Source organism: Diplocloster agilis (assembly GCF_019042275.1).
Lineage (GTDB): Bacteria > Bacillota > Clostridia > Lachnospirales > Lachnospiraceae > Diplocloster > Diplocloster agilis.
Map to the genome: position 1 here is coordinate 15,564 of NZ_JAHQCW010000005.1, position 17,371 is coordinate 32,934.

At 48.2% G+C, this 17,371-nt stretch carries 18 protein-coding genes; 16 read left to right on the forward strand and 2 right to left on the reverse strand.

Translation table 11 applies throughout. The features are described 5' to 3' along the window. The first annotated feature begins 3 nt into the window (after positions 1–3). The 6 genes from KTH89_RS04315 (at position 4) to KTH89_RS04340 (ending at position 6,466) form a co-directional block, all read left to right on the forward strand. A complete protein-coding gene (locus KTH89_RS04315; protein ID WP_158348278.1) occupies positions 4–1,044 on the forward strand; it encodes an ABC transporter permease in 1,041 nt (346 codons plus the stop codon). Beyond that, a complete protein-coding gene (locus KTH89_RS04320) occupies positions 1,037–2,185 on the forward strand; it encodes a Gfo/Idh/MocA family protein (RefSeq protein WP_238720738.1) in 1,149 nt (382 codons plus the stop codon). The genes KTH89_RS04315 and KTH89_RS04320 overlap by 8 nt, the downstream gene beginning before the upstream one ends. Before the next feature lie 26 nt (positions 2,186–2,211). Further along, complete coding sequence (locus tag KTH89_RS04325; protein WP_158348275.1) at positions 2,212–3,174, forward strand: sugar phosphate isomerase/epimerase family protein; 963 nt, start codon at positions 2,212–2,214, stop codon at positions 3,172–3,174. A gap of 132 nt (positions 3,175–3,306) precedes the next feature. After that, positions 3,307–3,762, forward strand: a complete 456-nt coding sequence (locus KTH89_RS04330; RefSeq protein WP_158348273.1) for a C-glycoside deglycosidase beta subunit domain-containing protein — start codon at positions 3,307–3,309, stop codon at positions 3,760–3,762. Beyond that, the gene (locus KTH89_RS04335) at positions 3,759–4,628 is read left to right on the forward strand and encodes a sugar phosphate isomerase/epimerase family protein (protein ID WP_238720740.1); all 870 of its coding nucleotides are present in this window, start codon (positions 3,759–3,761) and stop codon (positions 4,626–4,628) included. The genes KTH89_RS04330 and KTH89_RS04335 overlap by 4 nt, the downstream gene beginning before the upstream one ends. A gap of 569 nt (positions 4,629–5,197) precedes the next feature. Then, complete coding sequence (locus KTH89_RS04340) at positions 5,198–6,466, forward strand: DUF6070 family protein (protein ID WP_238720742.1); 1,269 nt, start codon at positions 5,198–5,200, stop codon at positions 6,464–6,466. Positions 6,467–6,487: 21 nt separating this feature from the next. Here the strand turns inward: KTH89_RS04340 and KTH89_RS04345 are convergent, their stop codons facing one another. Beyond that, on the reverse strand, positions 6,488–6,877 hold the full coding sequence (locus KTH89_RS04345; RefSeq protein WP_238720743.1) for a hypothetical protein: 390 nt from the start codon (positions 6,875–6,877) through the stop codon (positions 6,488–6,490). 333 nt (positions 6,878–7,210) lie between these two features. On the opposite strand from KTH89_RS04345, the gene KTH89_RS04350 reads away from it, so the two are divergent. From KTH89_RS04350 to KTH89_RS04380, 7 genes are all read left to right on the forward strand, one after another. Further along, entirely contained in the window at positions 7,211–7,588 is a 378-nt protein-coding gene (locus KTH89_RS04350) for a GntR family transcriptional regulator (RefSeq protein ID WP_158348265.1), read from the forward strand. Position 7,589: 1 nt separating this feature from the next. Continuing rightward, the gene (locus KTH89_RS04355) at positions 7,590–8,456 is read left to right on the forward strand and encodes an ABC transporter ATP-binding protein (RefSeq protein WP_238720744.1); all 867 of its coding nucleotides are present in this window, start codon (positions 7,590–7,592) and stop codon (positions 8,454–8,456) included. Then, a complete protein-coding gene (locus KTH89_RS04360) occupies positions 8,453–9,103 on the forward strand; it encodes an ABC-2 transporter permease (protein ID WP_238720746.1) in 651 nt (216 codons plus the stop codon). Before KTH89_RS04355 ends, KTH89_RS04360 begins: the two co-directional genes overlap by 4 nt. A 276-nt stretch (positions 9,104–9,379) precedes the next feature. Next, positions 9,380–10,183, forward strand: a complete 804-nt coding sequence (locus KTH89_RS04365; RefSeq protein ID WP_238720747.1) for a response regulator — start codon at positions 9,380–9,382, stop codon at positions 10,181–10,183. 94 nt (positions 10,184–10,277) lie between these two features. Continuing rightward, entirely contained in the window at positions 10,278–10,634 is a 357-nt protein-coding gene (locus KTH89_RS04370; protein ID WP_238720749.1) for a response regulator transcription factor, read from the forward strand. A gap of 28 nt (positions 10,635–10,662) precedes the next feature. Continuing rightward, a complete protein-coding gene (locus KTH89_RS04375; protein ID WP_238720751.1) occupies positions 10,663–11,022 on the forward strand; it encodes a hypothetical protein in 360 nt (119 codons plus the stop codon). A gap of 137 nt (positions 11,023–11,159) precedes the next feature. Continuing rightward, positions 11,160–12,530 (forward strand): diguanylate cyclase domain-containing protein, encoded by a 1,371-nt coding sequence (locus KTH89_RS04380; RefSeq protein ID WP_238720752.1) that lies wholly within the window; start codon positions 11,160–11,162, stop codon positions 12,528–12,530. Between the two features lie 10 nt (positions 12,531–12,540). On the opposite strand, the gene KTH89_RS04385 is transcribed toward KTH89_RS04380, so the two are convergent. Further along, positions 12,541–13,506 carry a sugar-binding transcriptional regulator gene (locus KTH89_RS04385; protein ID WP_158348257.1) on the reverse strand — a complete coding sequence of 322 codons (966 nt, stop codon included), beginning with the start codon at positions 13,504–13,506 and terminating at the stop codon, positions 12,541–12,543. Positions 13,507–13,740: 234 nt separating this feature from the next. Here KTH89_RS04385 and KTH89_RS04390 point away from each other — a divergent pair, with 234 nt between their 5' ends. The 3 genes from KTH89_RS04390 to KTH89_RS04400 all read left to right on the forward strand — a co-directional run bounded on the left by KTH89_RS04390 (position 13,741) and on the right by KTH89_RS04400 (position 17,195). Continuing rightward, positions 13,741–14,460 carry an SDR family oxidoreductase gene (locus KTH89_RS04390; RefSeq protein WP_238720754.1) on the forward strand — a complete coding sequence of 240 codons (720 nt, stop codon included), beginning with the start codon at positions 13,741–13,743 and terminating at the stop codon, positions 14,458–14,460. Between the two features lie 41 nt (positions 14,461–14,501). Next, complete coding sequence (locus tag KTH89_RS04395; RefSeq protein WP_238720755.1) at positions 14,502–15,758, forward strand: zinc-binding dehydrogenase; 1,257 nt, start codon at positions 14,502–14,504, stop codon at positions 15,756–15,758. Between the two features lie 267 nt (positions 15,759–16,025). Beyond that, the gene (locus KTH89_RS04400; RefSeq protein WP_238720757.1) at positions 16,026–17,195 is read left to right on the forward strand and encodes a DUF6070 family protein; all 1,170 of its coding nucleotides are present in this window, start codon (positions 16,026–16,028) and stop codon (positions 17,193–17,195) included. Positions 17,196–17,371 lie beyond the last annotated feature (176 nt).

The following is a 17,371-nucleotide window of genomic DNA, read 5'->3' on the forward strand; positions in this document are numbered from 1 at the left end:
ACTATGAAAAATTCAAATAAAGTAGAGTTTGTGATCAATAAGGTTTTACTTCGGAATAAAGCTGCTTTAATTATGATCTTGATGGCATGTGTAATCGGCCTGATACAGCCGATCTTCTTCACTACGGATAATCTGTTCAACGTACTGCGCCAGGTATGCGCCAGCACGATTCTGGCCATGGGCTTTACCTTTGTCCTGGGCCTGGGCGAGATCGACCTGTCGGTAGGCGCGATCCTTGGCCTAAACGGCGTGATTATGGCAAAACTGATGATGGAAGCCAACTGGCCGGTCTGGCTGGCGATCCTGGTCGCGTTGGCGGCAGGAGCTTTATTTGGTATTGCCAATGCCTGCATTATCTCCGCGTTAGATATCCCGCCCTTTATCGTAACCCTGGCGACCCAGTCGCTGTTCCGTGGCATGGTCTATATCATTACCGGTATGGTTCCGATCTCCTCTCTGCCGGCTTCCTTCGTCAATATCGGCCAGGGGTATCTGGGGCCGGTTCCGATCCCGGTTATCATCATGGTTGTTGTTATTATCATTTCCTATATAATAGCCAACTACTCCACGTTTGGCCGTCATGTAATCGCCATGGGCGGCAATGCGTCTGCCACCAGGGCCTGCGGCGTCAATATTAAACTGGTTCGTATGGGCGTATATATTGTGACCGGAATCTGTTCCTCCATCGCAGCGGTGGTGACCACGGCGCGTTCCGCTTCCGCTCAGATCGCTGCCGGAAAAGATATGGAGATGGATGTAATCGCAGCGGTGGTAATCGGCGGTACCGCAATGAGCGGCGGTAATATGAACATCGTCGGCACCGTGTTCGGCTGTATCATCGTAGGTATGATTACCAACGGCATGAATCTGATGGGGATCAATTCCAACTATCAGGTTGTGGCAAAAGGCGCTTTGATTCTGCTGGCTCTGGTTATTGATCGTATGAGCAACGGCGTTTACGCGAAATTTGTTCAGAAGAAGTCTTTAAAAGAAGCGGAAGAGGCCGGCAAAAATACCGCTGAAGAAGGGGATAAGAATGAATAAATTAAAGGTTGGCATAGTGGCCTCAGGTATGATGGGACAAAAACATGCCGATGCGTTACACAGAATTCCGGGAGTGGAAGTGATCGGTATCTCAGATCCCTATGCAAAAGACCTGTCAAAGATCGCTGAGGACCTTGGTATTCCAAATGCTTTTTCCGATTACCGGGAAATGTGTGAGACGCTGAAACCGGATATTTTACATAACTGTACACCGAATCATGAACATTTTGCGGTGAACAGCTACGCGATCGAACACGGAATCGGTATCTATTCTGAAAAACCGCTGGCGGCCTCCTTACAGGAAGCCCAGGAGCTGTGCGGGCTTTTGGAAAAACACCACGTCCCAAACGCAGTTAACTTTAATTACCGCAGCAACGCCATCGTACGGGAAATGCGGGCCAGGATCCGGGAAGGCAGGACGGGTAAGCCTCTGCTGGTACACGGGGCCTATCTGCAGGACTGGCTGATGTACGAGGACGACTATAACTGGCGTCTGGATTCCGCCAAAGGCGGCGCTTCCAGGACGGTAGCGGACATTGGTTCCCACTGGTTTGATACCGCCCAGGTGATTCTGGATCAGAAAATCAAAGCGGTGTACGCCAAGCTTCTGACCGTCTACCCTGTCCGGCAAAAATCTGCCGGGGAAGTGGGGACTTTCGGGAAGAAGGAGGAGCAGGGAACGTACGAGCCGGTACCGGTGGATACGGAGGATGCCGGTATGATCCTTATCCGGTTTGCGGATGGCACATACGGAAATCTGGTGTTATCCCAGGTGAGCGGCGGATATAAAAATGCGCTGAAGATCAGTGTGGACTGTGCGAAGTGCTCGGTGCGCTGGGAACAGGAGGAGCCGGATCACCTGATCGTCGGAGACCGGGAGCATGGGGAAACGAAAAGCTACGCGGCATCCGGGGAAATGTCCGGGGATGCGAACTTTTACGCGACGCTTCCCGGAGGACATCCGGTGGGCTGGTCGGATGCGCTGTATAACAGCATGAGGCTGTTCTATCAGGCGGTAAGAAACGGCACCTTTACGGAGCCGAAACAGGAATATGCCACCTTTGAGGACGCCGCGTACGTGATGAGAATCGTGGAGGCCTGCTTAAAAAGTGACAAAGAAGATTGCTGGGTCAATCTGTAGAAAAGAAAGTGTTAGGAGATGAGAACATGAAACTTGGCATACTGACCGTTCCTTTTTCAGGAATGTCCCTGGAGGAAACGTTACAATATCTGAAAACACTGGGGATACAGGCGATCGAACTGGGAACAGGCTGCTTTACGGACGATTCTCACTGTAAGGTAAAAGAATTAATCGAAAATCCACAAAAAGCGAAAGATTTAAAAGCGCTCGTTGAGTCCTACGGGATGACGATATCCGCTCTGAGCTGCCATGGGAATCCGGTGCATCCGAACCCGGAGGTGGCCGGGCATGATCATGAGAATTATCTGGATACGCTGAAAGCCGCAGAACTTCTGGGGGTAAATACGGTGGTGACCTTCTCCGGATGCCCCGGCAGTGATCCGGGCGCGGGGAAGCCCAACTGGGTAACCTGTTCCTGGCCGCCCGTCTACGGAGAAATTCTGGATTATCAGTGGAATGAATGTCTGATCCCTTATTGGAAAAAAGCTGCAAAGCTGGCAGAAGACGCGGGCGTGCGTGTGGCCATCGAGATGCATCCGGGCTTCTGCGTCTATAACGCGGAAACCATGCTTAGGCTTCGGGAAGCTGCGGGGCCTGCCATCGGCGCCAACTTTGATCCCAGCCATCTGTTCTGGCAGGGAACGGATGCTATATCGGCTATCTATGAGCTGAAAGACGCGATTCATTATGTCCATGCCAAAGACTGCCGGATCGATCCCAGAAACGTGGACAAATTCGGTATCCTGGATACCAAGCATTACGGGGATATCGAGCACCGGTCCTGGGTATTCCGCACCGTCGGCTATGGACACGATGAAACTGTGTGGAGAGATATCATATCCGCATTGAAGACCATCGGATACGACGATGTGATCAGCATTGAACATGAGGACGCGCTGATGTCTATTCAGGAGGGTGTGGAGAAAGCGGTATCTTTTCTGCAGAACATCCTGATCCGGGAGCAGGCCGGCGCTATGTGGTGGGCTTAAGGGTTTGCCTGGAAAAGACACGGCAGAAAGCTATGGTTATCAAAAAGCTCGGAAGCGATTGAAAGATTTACAAGAAATATCGGAAATATAGGAAACGGCTAGAAAATTATAAAATAAAGAGGAGATGTAAATATGCCCGCTGGAACATCATACACATTCAAGGACGGCATGCTGTCTGAGAAAATGGTAAAATGTACGGATGCACAGACAAAGGAAACCTATTACCGCATCGGGATCAAGAATCAATTTTTGCACGCGGTCCATCCCATCGGCTGGATCAAAAAACTGGAAATCGAACTGGACGGCGAAGCCGTGGATGAGAAAAATATCTATTTTGTCCTCAGAGGACAATGGTTTGCCGCATCCAAAATGTACACCATCAGTGAAGTGTTTTGGAATCTCAGTGAAGAGGCCCAGGTGTATTTTGATGCCGGAAAAGAAGTAAGCGGCGGGAAGCACCATGTCAAATGTACCTTTACCATGAGTATGCTGGAAGACACTCAGGTTCTGGATCTAAAATGCCAGTGGCCGTTCCGTGTGGAATTCGTGGACGGCTGCCTGGAAGTATGTGAGGAGGATGCAAAATGAAAAGCACAATCGGAGTAAGTTCCTGGAGCCTGCAGCAGCTTTCCTTTACACAGGGAGCTACTATTGAAGACATCATCTGCATGGTCGCGGATATGGGAGCGGAGGGGATCGATATCTGCGAAGAATATATTCCCTGCCATCCGCAGCCGGATTTGGTAAAATTAAGAGAACTCCGCAGATTCGCGGAATCCAAGCATCTGGAACTGGGAGCCACCTGGTTCTGCACGGAGATCGGCAATGCGATCAAAGCAAGCGATGAGGCTCATGTGCTGGAGGTATATAAGAAAAATATCATCATCGCGGCGGAAATGGGATCGAAATTTATCTGCATCCCGATGCTTCTGAATACAAGGGATAAGACTTACGAGCAGAACAAAGAGGAATTGATCCACTATTTTGAACAGCTGCTGCCGTTCGCGGAAAAATATAATATGCCCATTTCCCATGAATGCGCCCGGGAGAGAACGCCGGAGCTCAGCCTGGAGATGGCGAAATATTTTAACAGCAAATACTATACGGTGTGTCCGGATCTGGAGGCATGGAGATTCGATACCCCGGATCTGCCGCTAGGCCCGCATTGTGAAGATCCTAGCGCAGGGAAACCTACGCCGGCGTCAATGGATCTGTTCCGGGAGTGTATGCCGTATTCACCGTATATTCATTTCAAACTGCTGTCTCTGGATGAAAATGGGGAGGAACCGCATTTCCCGATTCCGGAGATGATGGATGCGATTAATCAAAGCGCCATCGATCATTATCTGTGCGTGGAGTATGAGGGATGGATTCCTGATATTCATCCGGAGAGGGACAGCTTGGAGGAGACCAAGAGGTGTATTTCCATGATACGGAGGTATCAGAAGGGCTGAGGCCTAAGGGGTGGGTCATCTAAGGGCCGGGTCATCTAAGGACCGGGTGTCCCAAAAGTATGTATGGCGGGAGGCAGGGGTGTGCTCTGGCCGGGTGGGCCGGACCGGTTTTGGACGGCTGCCCGGTCGGAGGCGGGGAATCCCCCTGTTTCGGTACTTAAGGCTTGTTCCCGGAGAAATCTAAATGAAATCTGCCCCGGTTGTTATGGGTGCGTGGCTTATTCGCTCCGAATGTTGATACATTCGCAGCTCAGAAGCCACCGAAAGTCTGTTTGGAAAACAGACTTTCGCCCATAACAACCGGGGCAGATTTCATTAAGATTTCTCACGGGCGCCTTATGTACCGAAACAGGGGGATTCCCCGCCTTCGTCCGGGCAGCCGTCCAAAATCGGCCCGGCCCACCCGGCCAGAGCACACCCCTGCCTCCCGCCATACATACTTTTGGGACACCCTTTGTTTGGGCTGGCCGGCAATTTTAGGGAGAATGGGGAGGTTTGGGCCTGACCTAATAAACTTACAAGTGTAAGATATATGAAATGAGTATGCGGAGCGGCAAATGGAGGAAAGTATGAAAAAGAGAGTGGTTTTAATGGGGATGATGATAGTGGGGATTGTGATAGGTTTGGGCGGTAGTGTTGGTTGCGGCGGGCGTATGGAGGATAAGGTGGGAGAAGACGGGGCTGGGATTGAAGGGGTTACTCAAACGCCGGGACGGGGGGAGGAAACGGGTTTTTATCCGTTGACGGGAACGGAGGAGGATGAGGGAGTTTGTCGGCTGCCGGTTAGTGATGGGGAGAAGGAGCAGGCGGCTTCAGAGTGCGTTTTTGTGATGGATGCGGTTCGGGATATTTATGAGCGGGCGGATAAAGGGACGGCTGCTAATATCGTGATTTCGCGGTCGGATCGGGAGTTGATGGCAGAAAGGATTGGGGAGACGGGGAAAGCGGCTGTGGTGGCTGATTCCGGGGACGGGATTGGGAATGGTGGAGGAATGGAAGAGTTTTTGGATGGGGCCGGGAAAGGACAGAGGGGCGAGACGGCGGTTTTTGAAGTGCATGGAGATGGCGGGATTGGACAGAAATGGTTCCGTTTTGATGGGGAGAGGATGGAGCTTTTGTATACCTGCGCGGTGTGGGACGGTTTTGTTCCTGTGGTGAATGAGACGGTCCGTATGGAAGTCAAGGATTGGAGTTATACGGAGAAAGGGTGGTTTATTTATGAATTGCGCGTGCCGGAACCTCCGGTGGTGTCGGAGGTAGTGAACGGATTTGAAATGATCCGGGTGAAGCCTGTGGAGGAACGCGCGCGGGAGATTATGCGAGAGTTTTTGGAACCGGTTGGTTATCAGGGGCATAATCTGTTTTCGTCGGATTGGGACGGGGAGCATTTGGATGGGCTGGATTTTAATGGTTTGTTTGAATATATGTATCCATTAAAATATAATCATGCTTATGAGTTTTCGGAAGATACGCGGGGAATTCCGGCGCCGGTGTTTGAGGGGGTTTTGACGGAGTTTCTGCCGGTGAGCCGGGAACAGTTGAAAGAGTTTGCGGTTTTTGAGGAACAGGATAATTGCTATGGGTGGGCGGCGCTGTCCTGTGGTAATTATACACCGAAGGCTTTTGATACGTCGAAGCCGGAGATTAATGGAATTTCGGAAAATCCGGATGGCACTGTAAGTTTAACCGTGGACGCGGTTTGTCAGATTCTGGGGACGGACCGGTTGTTTACCCATGAGCTGCGTGTGCGGTTTACGGATGACGGGTGTATCCGGTTCCTGGGAAATCGGGTGCTGATGCCGGCTGAGATGCCGGACTATCAATATAGGGTCAGATGAGCTGCCGGTATTTGTATGGTTTTATTTACTTTCTAAGGATACTAAAGAACCGTCCGTTTCTTCGGCAACCCGGTCATTCACTACAAATTTTTCCGCTTTCATTTTTTTCTCTGTGACCCTATATTCTTTTTCTGTCCCATTTTTATCTAAGGAGTAAATCATTGTATCTGATGAGCCGCTTATCGCTTCAATTCTGCATATTTTCATGATGTTTTCAGATAGCCTTTTATCCTTCGCTGTACCGATTGTCATATCAATATACATTCCTATAGGTAATCCAAAACATATTCCCATAGACATATTATCCGGATACAGAATCCTTCCAAATACCAAACCAATTGATACACCAAAGCACATTCCCAAACCCATATATAGCATCATATACTTTTTGACTGCATCTTTTTTATCCATTTTAATCTCCATTCCTCCCGCAAACTTTGTATTTGTCGAGGACGCCTTATCCGTCGAAGGCGTATTTATTTCCATTTTAAAGCTGCGTCTCATAAAAGTCAAATTCAGAGCGGCATAGTTAAAAACGGTTACTTGTTTCTAAAAAAATTTATAACACTTTAGTAAATATGGGCGGTATACAGCGAGGCTTTTTCGAGCGCTACTTTTTTTATAGATGCGGTTTGTCCGGCCGGGTCGTTTCCATTGAGCGTATTTTGTGATTGACAGCTGTAGCTAGAAAAGATATAATGTACTTGTACAATAAGTACACTTCGAAGCGCAGAGGGGTAAACAATGGAAATAATTATCAGCAACAATGCCAACAAGCCGATTTATGAACAAATCACCTCGCAAATAAAGGCGATGATAATGAGCGGTGAGTTACAAGCCGGGGATGCAATTCCTTCCATGCGTGCATTGGCGAAATCGATCCATGTAAGCGTTATTACGGTTCAAAAGGCTTATGAGGATTTGCAAAGGGATGGGTTCATCGAAACGACTGTTGGCAGAGGAAGCTTTGTATCAGCACAGAATAAAGAATTTTATCAGGAGGAACAGCAACGTCTGGCAGAGGAACATCTGCAGATTGCCGCTGAGATCGGCAGGGTCAGCAACATTCCGCTGGCTAAGCTGACAGAGCTGTTGACCCTGTTTTACCTGGAGGACGAATAGTATGGAAAATATTTTAGAGCTGGAACAGGTTTGCAAAGCCTTTCCCAAAACGAACTTTGCCCTGGATCAGGTGTCTTTTTCGATCCCGTATGGCTCAATTATGGGTTTTGTCGGAGAAAACGGAGCCGGGAAGACGACAACGATAGGCTGTATTTTGAATACCATTTCCAAAGACAGCGGAACGGTTAAGCTGTTCGGAAAAGAAATGTCGGATGCCGACACGGATCTGCGGGAGAAAATAGGCGTGGTATATGATGGCGATAACTTTCCGTCGTACTGGACTGCAGAACAGTTATCCCGCGTTATGGGGGGGCTATACACAAGATGGGACAACGCATTGTTCCATAAATATTTGGAGGATTTCCGGCTGCTGCCCGGGCAGAGGATCAAAAATTATTCCAGAGGCATGACTATGAAATTGGCCGTTGCCGCAGCCTTGTCACATCATCCGCAGCTCTTGGTTTTGGACGAGGCCACAAGCGGGTTAGACCCCATTATGCGTGATGATATGCTTGACGTATTTCTCGACTTTGTGCAGGAGGAAGATCACTCTATTCTTTTGTCTTCCCATATTACAACGGATTTAGAAAAAATCGCTGATTACATCACCTTTATCCATGATGGGAGGCTTATTATGACCGCTTCCAGAAATGATCTGGTATATAATTTTGCGGTTATGCGCTGTAAAGAAAGTCAATTTCTCGAATTAGATCCTGGCGACATACTTGCCTACCGAAAACGGGATTTTCAAATGGATGTGTTGGTGTCCGATGGGAAAGAAGCGCAGCGTAAATACCGGGGCTTTGTCGTAGACCATGTTTCAGTGGACGAAATCATGCTGTTGCTGGTAAAGGGGGAACGAGTATGAAAGGACTTCTTAAAAATAATTTTTATGCGGTGTGGTCCAGTGCAAAAATATTTGCAATTTTCATGCTCTTATTGGGCGCTTTTGTCACTCTCGTTGTCAGTCAGCAGCTTTTGCTTTTTTATATGCTGTTGGGGATAACCGGATTTTCCATAAACGCCGTCGCCGGTATGGGGAAAGATTATATTTCAAAATGGGGGAAATATAAACTCACCTCGCCTGTAAAGAGAGCGGATATTGTAAAGAGCTATTTTATCAACGAGCTTATATGGCTGCTTGTAGGGGTGGTTTTTGCAGGGATTGGTATGGGGTTATCCTGGCTTTTGCATGGATGTCCGTTTGACCGGAGCATAGATGCCCTTATGATGTTCGCTGTGGGGATCGGCATAAGCCTATTTACAGCGGCGATCTTCTTCCCGCTGTTTTACTTAGGCGCAGAGGAGAGAAACGGCGCCTTTTTAGTGATCAGCCTGCTATGTGCGGTTGGGATTGTCATGGGGATTATCACCATGATCAATCTTATGTTTGGCGCAGGGATGTCGAATTGGCAGATAATTCTGGGGACTTTACTTATGCTGGCCTGCGCTTTATCGGCCTTTGCTTTCTCCTATCCTGTAACAGTCACTGTCTTTAAAAGGAAAGAGTATTAAAACGCACCAACAAAAACAAGATAAATAGACGCTAGAGCCGGTAACACGCAGAACAAAAGCGTGGTTACCGGCTCTTCCTATTTGAAAGATACAGGATGCGGCAAATTGAACGACTGCTTTTAAGACTAATCGGAAAAAGTGGAGCTTTACGTCTCGGACAGCTTGACAGTCCCGTTGTTTGTATTTAAAGTATAAGGAATGAGAAAGAAATACTAGCTTTTTAGAAGCTGTTGCAGATAATGAATAAGTATGATGATGAAAACGCCAGGAGGGGGGATGATTATGGAAATTTTGCTGGCGGATGATGAGCGCTTGGCGCTGGAAGTGTTAAAAGAAGCGGTTCATAAAGCCTGCCCGGATGCGTCGCTTTATGATTTTCAAAAGACAGGGGAGCTGCTGGAATTTGTCGTGGAGCATCCCTGCGATGTGGCTTTTCTGGATATTGAGATGCGCAGTATGAACGGGATTGAGCTTGCGAAGCGGCTTAAAGAGATAAATCCTTCGGTAAATATCGTTTTTGCCACCGGCTATTCCGAGTATATGGGCCAGGCTTTTTCCATGCATGTCAGCGGATATCTGCTTAAGCCGGTTACCTGGCAGGCGGTAAAGGAGGAACTTGAGAATCTCAGGCATCCGGTGGCGCAGGAGCGGGACACGGGGCTGCGTATCCAGACGTTTGGAAATTTTGAGGTGTTTTATAACGGCAGGCCGCTGCGTTTTGCACGCAGCAAGGCGAAGGAGCTCTTTGCCTATCTGATTCACAAAAGAGGCACGGGCTGCGGTACCAGAGAGATTGCAGCGCTGCTGTTCGAAGACCAGCCCTATAGCCTGACGCTGCAAAAACAGGTACAAACGATCATGTCCGCTATGATGAAAAGCTTAAAGGAAGTGGGGGCGGAGGATTGTATCATCAGAACTTATAATTACACGGCGGTGGATGTGGAACGGATTGAAAATTGTGATTATTACCGGTTTTTAAAATGGGATGTGAAGGCAGTAAATGAATATACTGGAGAATATATGATGAATTACAGCTGGGCTGAATTTGTAATCGGCTATCTGGACAACAAGCTGATGTAAAACCCGGAATGGGCCTCCTGCTGGTGTAGTCTTGGTGTTGTGCCTTTTTTATAACAGTAGAAAAAACACAATGGAATAGCAGGAGGAAACCAGATTGAATATTATCATAGCGGACAGGGATGAAAGCAGTGCCGGGAGATTGAGTCGGATACTGAAGGACTTAAGTACCGATGCACAGATACTGCATTTTTCAGATCCGATGTATGTGGTAAAGTATGGACTTACGAATCCGATCGACGTGCTGTTTACCGAGGTTAGAATGAAACCGTTTCCGCTAGATGGACTGACTCTGATCCAGATGATCCGGGCGAAATATCCGGACGTGAGTTGTTATGTCGTGACGGAAACAAAAAATTACTTAGAGCAGGCCTCTGCCATTCAGGTCAATGGTTATCTGCTCAAACCTGTGAGTGTCGAACAGATTCACAGGGCTGTGGTCAAGAGGGAGTGACGGGAGAACAGGGAGGACCGCATCCATTATGAAAAAGAATGTTTTAATGAGAACCAACCTTTTAGTCTGTTTCATTATCTTAGTGGGATTTGTGATTACCGCTTTTATCAGCTATCATTCCAACCGCGGAGCGTTTGAAAAGGATGTAGAGAAGGTTTCCACGCTGACCGCGGAGGGAATTACGCATCAAATCGACACGATCTTTACAAAGCCGGTAAATATTTCTCTGACAATGGCTAATGATAGTCTGCTCAAGGAGTTCCTGGCCGAGGAGGAAGAACATCTGGAGGACGAGGCGTTTATTCAGACCATGCGTAATTATCTGGAGACCTATCGGAATAAATACGGCTACGATTCCGTATTTTTAACGGTCTGGATCGTATACTGAATCCGGACAATGATGAAAATATATGGTACTATCAATTTCTGAATTCAGAAGAGGAGTATTCTCTCAACATCGACAATGATGAGGCGGCGGATGATGAAGTCACCGTTTTTATCAACTGTAAGATCGAGGATCCGGATATGGGAATTATAGGAGTCGTGGGAGTTGGATTCCGGGTGGATTCCCTGCAGGAGCTGCTGCGAGATTATGGAGAAAAGTTTGATGTGCGGGCTTATCTGGTGGATCCAAACGGAATCATCGAGATCGCAGACGACAAAACCGGATACCGGGCGGAAAATTTGTTCGAAGAATGTGACTTTGCACGGCTTAAGGATCCAATACTCTCAAACAGAGAAGATGTACAGGATTTTTGGTATGATGCCCCGGGAGGCGGAGGATATCTGGTTACTCAGTATATTGAAAGCCTGAACTGGTTCCTGGTGATTGACCACAATACATCGGAGCTGGACCGGCAGTTAAACCGTCAGTTCGCCAGTTCGGTCTTTGTGGTACTGGCAGTTATCGGTTTTGTGCTCTTTACCATTACAAACATTATTCGAAAATATAATAAGCAAATTATTCAGCTGACGGTGGAAAAAGAAAAGGAATACAAAACGATTTTCCAGACGGCGGCGGAACAGTTTTACGAAAATATATATGAGATAGATGTGACTCATAACCGGGCGGCCAGTGAAGCAACGGAGCAATATTTTGAGAGCCTGGGAGCTCCGAAGGGAACACCTTTTGACAAGGCATTACAAATGGTTGCCCAAAAGCAGATCAAAGAAGAGTTCCGGCAGAGCTATCTAGATACTTATTCTCCGGATAAAATATTGAAGGCATATGAGGAAGGCATCGAAAACCTCCGGAATGATTTTATGCTTACAAATGGCGGAGGAACCTATTACTGGATCCGCATCACAGCCCATATCTTTTATTGGGAGGAAGACAACTCGGTGCGGATGCTTATATACAGGCAAAATATTGATGACGAGAAGCGCAGAGAGATTTTTATGTTAGAAGAGATGCAGAAAGACTCACTGACCGGTCTGCTTAATAAAGCTGCGACGCAGCAGCATGTGCGGTCTTTACTGCAAAAGGCCCCGGAATCCTTGTTCGCTTATATTATTTTGGATATTGATAATTTCAAGAGTGTCAACGACCGTTTCGGGCATGCGGCTGGCGATAAGGTTTTGGTCGAGTTTGCCCAAACGCTTAGAGAGCAGTTTAGAGACGGCGATGTAAAGGGGAGGATTGGCGGAGACGAGTTTGTCGTGTTTTTGAAGATACCCAATAAGGAGGTCCTAGAGAAGAAACTAAGGGACCTGACGGATTCCCTGCACCGGAATATTACAATAGATGCCGGAGCATGTGCAATATCGGCCAGCATCGGTGCGGTGATGGCAGAGCCCGGTGATGGAAATGATTTTGAATCTTTGTATAGAAAGGCCGACAAAGCACTCTACACCACGAAAAATAGAGGGAAAAGCGGATTTACGATTGAGACATAAGAGCCCGGAATTAAGAAAAGCACCGGTGATACTCATCCAGTGTTTTTCTCGCGGTAAGCTCATCAATAAACAGTATGTTGATGATACCCGCATGCAGGGCGGATATGATAGCCTTCGCCTTCCATTCTCCGACTGCGACCGCGATCCGGTGTTCCTTTTTGCGCAGATCATCCAGACGGATTCCGATGGTGCGCTGATCCAGTTCCCGGCTCACGATATTCCCCTCTATGTCCAGAAAATGGAACAGGACATCGCATACGGCACTGTGTTGGGAGAGGTATTCATACTGGGCGGGAGAAAGGGTTCCGCTCTCCAGGATGACAGAACGCATAGAGAGAGCGCCGATTCCGAACACGGCGATCCGCGCCTTCACGGAGGCGTCCAGCACTTCCCGGATCTGAGAATCAGAACAAAGAGCCTGGGCGATAGAAACCGTATCCACGATAGCGGGGGCCGGCAGCATATAAGAGGTGCACAGATAATTGCTGGCAAAGTTTTCGACGATGGTATAAGATTTGGAGGACTGGAAATTCTTCGCCAGTGAGCCGCACAGCTGTACCACCTTAAGATTATGCCTGGGAGGCTTACAGGGAACGAGATTCCTGGACAGCTGTTCCATCGTACTCCCCCAGGAAACGCCAATGATATCGTCGTCGGCCAGCAGTTCGTTCAGATAGCTGCACAATGCTTTCGTTGTGTTTTGAAACCGCAGGTTTAAGTCATCCACCGGACTGGGGATAATATGGACGCTTGGAAGGGAAAAACACTCCTTAAATTCTTCTTCCAGTTCATACAGCGATTCACAAGGCAGATTTAACTGAAAAGTCACATAATGGTCCTCTTTCGCCTTCTGGATAATCCGGCTGACCGAGGACTTCGATATATGTTCTTTATAACTGATCTCAGACTGGGTATACCCCAGTTCATAGTATTCCGTCAAAACCCTGGTAATCAGATCGATATTATCGGGAATCATGTGAACCTCCTGTAATTTATATTTCTTTTTTCTATGATATAGTATGGGAGCGGATTTTGCAAGAAATGGCCGCTGTCTTCCGGGCATGCTGTGCCAAGTGGGAGAATTCCCAAATCCGCGTCCAATTTATCGGGAGATTTCCCTGCTCCGAAATGGTTTTCCTGTGATATATTTAAAGTAGAATTCATCGGAGGACGCAGCAGGATGCGGGACTCCGTGATGGGAGGTAACAGGATGAAACAACTGGAGAACAAAGTCATCTTATTAACCGGCGCTACAGGCGGAATCGGGATTCCTATTGCCAGAATGCTGATCGGGGAGGGCGCCAGGCTTTTGCTTACCGGATTGGAAGAGGATGTATTAGCTGATATTGCGGAGGAGCTGGGAGAAAACTGTGCTTATTTTGCGGCGGATCTGCTGCAGGAAGGGGCCCCCGCTGATATTATCGCATATTGCGCCCGACGGTTTGGACGGCTGGATATTTTGATCAATAACGCGGGTATCGCATCGAGAAAGCCGATTCTGGATGTGACGAAGGCGGAACTGATGAAACATTTTGAAATTAACGCGTACGCTCCGTTAGCCATGGCCCAGGCGGCCGTACCTATGCTGAAGGATTCCGGGGCGGGCGATATCATTACGATCTGTTCTTCCTCGGGGATGTATCCCTATGTGGGGCAGGCATGTTATTCCGCTTCCAAACATGCGCAGCGGGCGTTGATGGAGATTCTGACGATGGAGCTGTATGAGACGGGGATCCGGGTACATACGATTGCTCCCACGGGAGTGGATACCGGCATGATCCGTATCACCCGGCCTGATTTGAATGGTGACGCCTACTGTAAGCCGGAAGAGATCGCGGAGATTATCGTATTTATTCTGGCTCACCGAAATAATTCGGTTATTGATGAGGTATATGTAAGACGGCATGCGAAGATGCCGTTTGAACCATAGGGGATGACCGGAGCGGGATGAGTTGATAAGGAGGAAATGGCATGCGGACAAAAGGCGTAAGGATTTATGGAGTGAAAGATTTACGGCTGGAGGAATTTGAACTGCCCCCGATGGGGGAGGATGAGATGACAGCCACGATTTATACGGACAGCATCTGTATGTCCACCTATAAAGTGGCGATCATGGGAAAAGAAAATAAAAGGGTGCCGGAGGATATCGACCGGAACCCGATTCTGATCGGCCACGAATTCTGTGGTGTGATCACCGGTATCGGAGAAAAATGGAAGGATAAATACCAGATCGGCCAGCGGTTTGTCATGCAAACTTCACTGAATGTAAAAGGATCTCTGGCTGCCCCTGGGTTTTCGTTCCCCTATGTGGGCGGCGATGCCACCCATATCGTGATTCCGAATATTGTGATGGAGCGGGACTGTATCATAAAATACGAAGGCTCTTCCTGGTTCCGGGGCTGTATGGCGGAACCCATGGGCTGTATCGGAGCGGGCTTCGACGGCTGCTATCATGTGGACCCGGAGACAAGGGAGCACCGGATGGGGATCAGTCCGGGCGGGGCTATGGCGATATTGGGAGGCTGCGGTCCTATGGGGCTTGGCTGCATCGATTATGCGCTGCACTGTGATAACCATCCGCGTCTTGTAGTCGTGACGGATGTCAACGAAGAGCGGCTCGCCAGGGCAAAGCGTATATTTACGAAAGAGAAGGCGGATAAACAGGGGGTACGGCTGGAATTCCTGAATTCCGCCCGCTCGGACGTATATGCGGAGTTGATGAGGTTATCACCGGAGGGATATCAGGATGTCTTTAACATGACGCCGGTTGCTTCGGTTGCGGAACTGGCGGATCAGATACTGGCCAATGACGGCTGCCACATGTTCTTTGCGGGCCCTACGGATCAGAATCTGAGAGCGAAGATTAACCTCTATAATGTCCATTACGCGGGTACCCATACCATAGGGGTTACCGGCGGGACGCTGCACTCCATGAAACACTGTGTGGAAATGATGAGCGCAGGCCAGCTGCATCCGGAGGTTATGATCACCCATATCGGAGGTCTTGACGCTGTGGTTGATACGACCCTGAATCTGCCCTCCATACCCGGCGGGAAGAAACTGATCTATAATCAGATCCGTCTGCCGCTGACCGCTCTGACGGATTTTGAAGCGTTAGGTAAGTCAGACCCCATGTTCCGGCAGTTAGATGAGATCGTGAAGGCAAACGATATGCTTTGGTGCGAGGAGGCGGAACAGGTGCTGATGCAGCAGGCTTTGCCGATCTGACCGGATAGATGACTGGGAGGCGCAAAGCGCCAGTCCTTGGTACAGGGCTTTGGGGAGATTCTGTTGGAGAATCGATAATCCAAGACGGTGTACCAGGATGGATGCTTTGCGCCCTTTGCGTCTGTTTCCTGCTCTTATCTGATCGCACCCCACTGAAGAAATGCTTGACTATGAAAACTTACTAATGTAATATTTAAATAAATGAAATACAAAATTAAGATTATATTAGCCATAGGATAAGAGAACGTTACGATAGGAGCTGATTATATGCGGAAACCTGGCAAAAAGAATATTCAATGGCTATACATACCGCTGTTACTGATCGCGTCAACTTTCTTTGCCGGATGTAGTCAGACAGAACCCGTTGCTGAGAGAACAGGGAATCAAACTGTTTTATCAGAAAATACGTTAAACCTGGAGCAAAAAGAGCTGCTGGACCAGATCAGTTACAGCGGCATCCACCTGTCTTCTCAGCAGCGATATCAGTTGGCGGTAGAGACTCTGCGTGTGGCCGGAGAACTGACTGATAAAATTAGTGAAAATTCAGATCTAACTCTTCAAGAGGCTGTCCGGTATTTGGCCAGTCAAAAGTATGCGGTTACAGATCAGGAAAACCGTTGTAATCTGGAGAATCCGGAGGCGGCCGGAGCTTTTTGCGGGAAGCTCATAAAAGGGGAAAAAGCGCAGACTACGCTATATCGGATAAATGAAGATAAAACGCTGGTCCGTCTGGATCTGGAATCAAAGATGAATCAGTTAACGGTAACCAGAACCGCCACAGCCTGGAAAGAGACCGGGGGACAGTGGGTATCCGCCATCGAAAAGTACACAGCAAAAAGTTTTGCATATACGGAAAAAGGGTATCTGCTGTTCCAAAAAGATCAGCCGGATGGTTATGACGGGCCGGATGGCTGTGATGCTATCCGTATCCTTCCGTTGTCTGATGAGCTTCGGGCTTATTGCCGGGAAATGATAGCACCGGTGGGGTACCACTGCAGGAATCTGTTCCTCATAGACTGGGATCGGCAGAATTTGGATCAGATTCAATTTGCAGACCTGTTTCCTGTTTTATATGAAATGGAATACGGTTACCGCCCGGATTCCTTACTATGGAACCGGCTATCGGATCAGGATGTGGAAAACCTGATTCAGAACTATTTGCCTGTGTCACAGGAGCAGATAAAAAAACTGGTTCCCCATGAAGAGGGACATTATATATGGAAGAAACCGGATCAAATGGAACGTATCCCGGGAATTGTTCCGTTTCCGGAAGTGACACGCGCTGTGGAAAATACGGATGGTACGCTAACGCTGACAGTTGACGCCGTGTGGCCGCAAAAAGAGACGGACAAAGCATTTACCCATGAGACGACGGTTCGCATAACAGACGGGGGATTCCAATATATGGGAAACCGGATCGTTGACACGGAAGAATAAGTGTTCACGATTCGTTCAAAAATAGTTGGTTGAATTCATAAAATGATTATAGTAAAATAACTTTAGCACGGCTTTGTGCCGTATGAGGGGCCCTGACGAAATAAGTGAGACTGCTTCGTATATGGGCCTTTTCTTTTTTATGGTGGGGAAAAACATAACGTAAGATGTATCATGGA

Excerpts from the sequence above, each read along its gene's own strand:
- KTH89_RS04315 (WP_158348278.1), top strand. The coding sequence starts at position 4 with ATGAAAAATTCAAATAAAGTAGAGTTTGTGATCAATAAGGTTTTACTT.
- KTH89_RS04320 (WP_238720738.1), top strand. The coding sequence starts at position 1,037 with ATGAATAAATTAAAGGTTGGCATAGTGGCCTCAGGTATGATGGGACAA.
- KTH89_RS04325 (WP_158348275.1), top strand. The coding sequence starts at position 2,212 with ATGAAACTTGGCATACTGACCGTTCCTTTTTCAGGAATGTCCCTGGAG.
- KTH89_RS04330 (WP_158348273.1), top strand. The coding sequence starts at position 3,307 with ATGCCCGCTGGAACATCATACACATTCAAGGACGGCATGCTGTCTGAG.
- KTH89_RS04335 (WP_238720740.1), top strand. The coding sequence starts at position 3,759 with ATGAAAAGCACAATCGGAGTAAGTTCCTGGAGCCTGCAGCAGCTTTCC.
- KTH89_RS04340 (WP_238720742.1), top strand. The coding sequence starts at position 5,198 with ATGAAAAAGAGAGTGGTTTTAATGGGGATGATGATAGTGGGGATTGTG.
- KTH89_RS04345 (WP_238720743.1), bottom strand. The coding sequence starts at position 6,877 with ATGGATAAAAAAGATGCAGTCAAAAAGTATATGATGCTATATATGGGT.
- KTH89_RS04350 (WP_158348265.1), top strand. The coding sequence starts at position 7,211 with ATGGAAATAATTATCAGCAACAATGCCAACAAGCCGATTTATGAACAA.
- KTH89_RS04355 (WP_238720744.1), top strand. The coding sequence starts at position 7,590 with ATGGAAAATATTTTAGAGCTGGAACAGGTTTGCAAAGCCTTTCCCAAA.
- KTH89_RS04360 (WP_238720746.1), top strand. The coding sequence starts at position 8,453 with ATGAAAGGACTTCTTAAAAATAATTTTTATGCGGTGTGGTCCAGTGCA.
- KTH89_RS04365 (WP_238720747.1), top strand. The coding sequence starts at position 9,380 with ATGATTATGGAAATTTTGCTGGCGGATGATGAGCGCTTGGCGCTGGAA.
- KTH89_RS04375 (WP_238720751.1), top strand. The coding sequence starts at position 10,663 with ATGAAAAAGAATGTTTTAATGAGAACCAACCTTTTAGTCTGTTTCATT.
- KTH89_RS04380 (WP_238720752.1), top strand. The coding sequence starts at position 11,160 with ATGGGAATTATAGGAGTCGTGGGAGTTGGATTCCGGGTGGATTCCCTG.
- KTH89_RS04385 (WP_158348257.1), bottom strand. The coding sequence starts at position 13,506 with ATGATTCCCGATAATATCGATCTGATTACCAGGGTTTTGACGGAATAC.
- KTH89_RS04390 (WP_238720754.1), top strand. The coding sequence starts at position 13,741 with ATGAAACAACTGGAGAACAAAGTCATCTTATTAACCGGCGCTACAGGC.
- KTH89_RS04395 (WP_238720755.1), top strand. The coding sequence starts at position 14,502 with ATGCGGACAAAAGGCGTAAGGATTTATGGAGTGAAAGATTTACGGCTG.
- KTH89_RS04400 (WP_238720757.1), top strand. The coding sequence starts at position 16,026 with ATGCGGAAACCTGGCAAAAAGAATATTCAATGGCTATACATACCGCTG.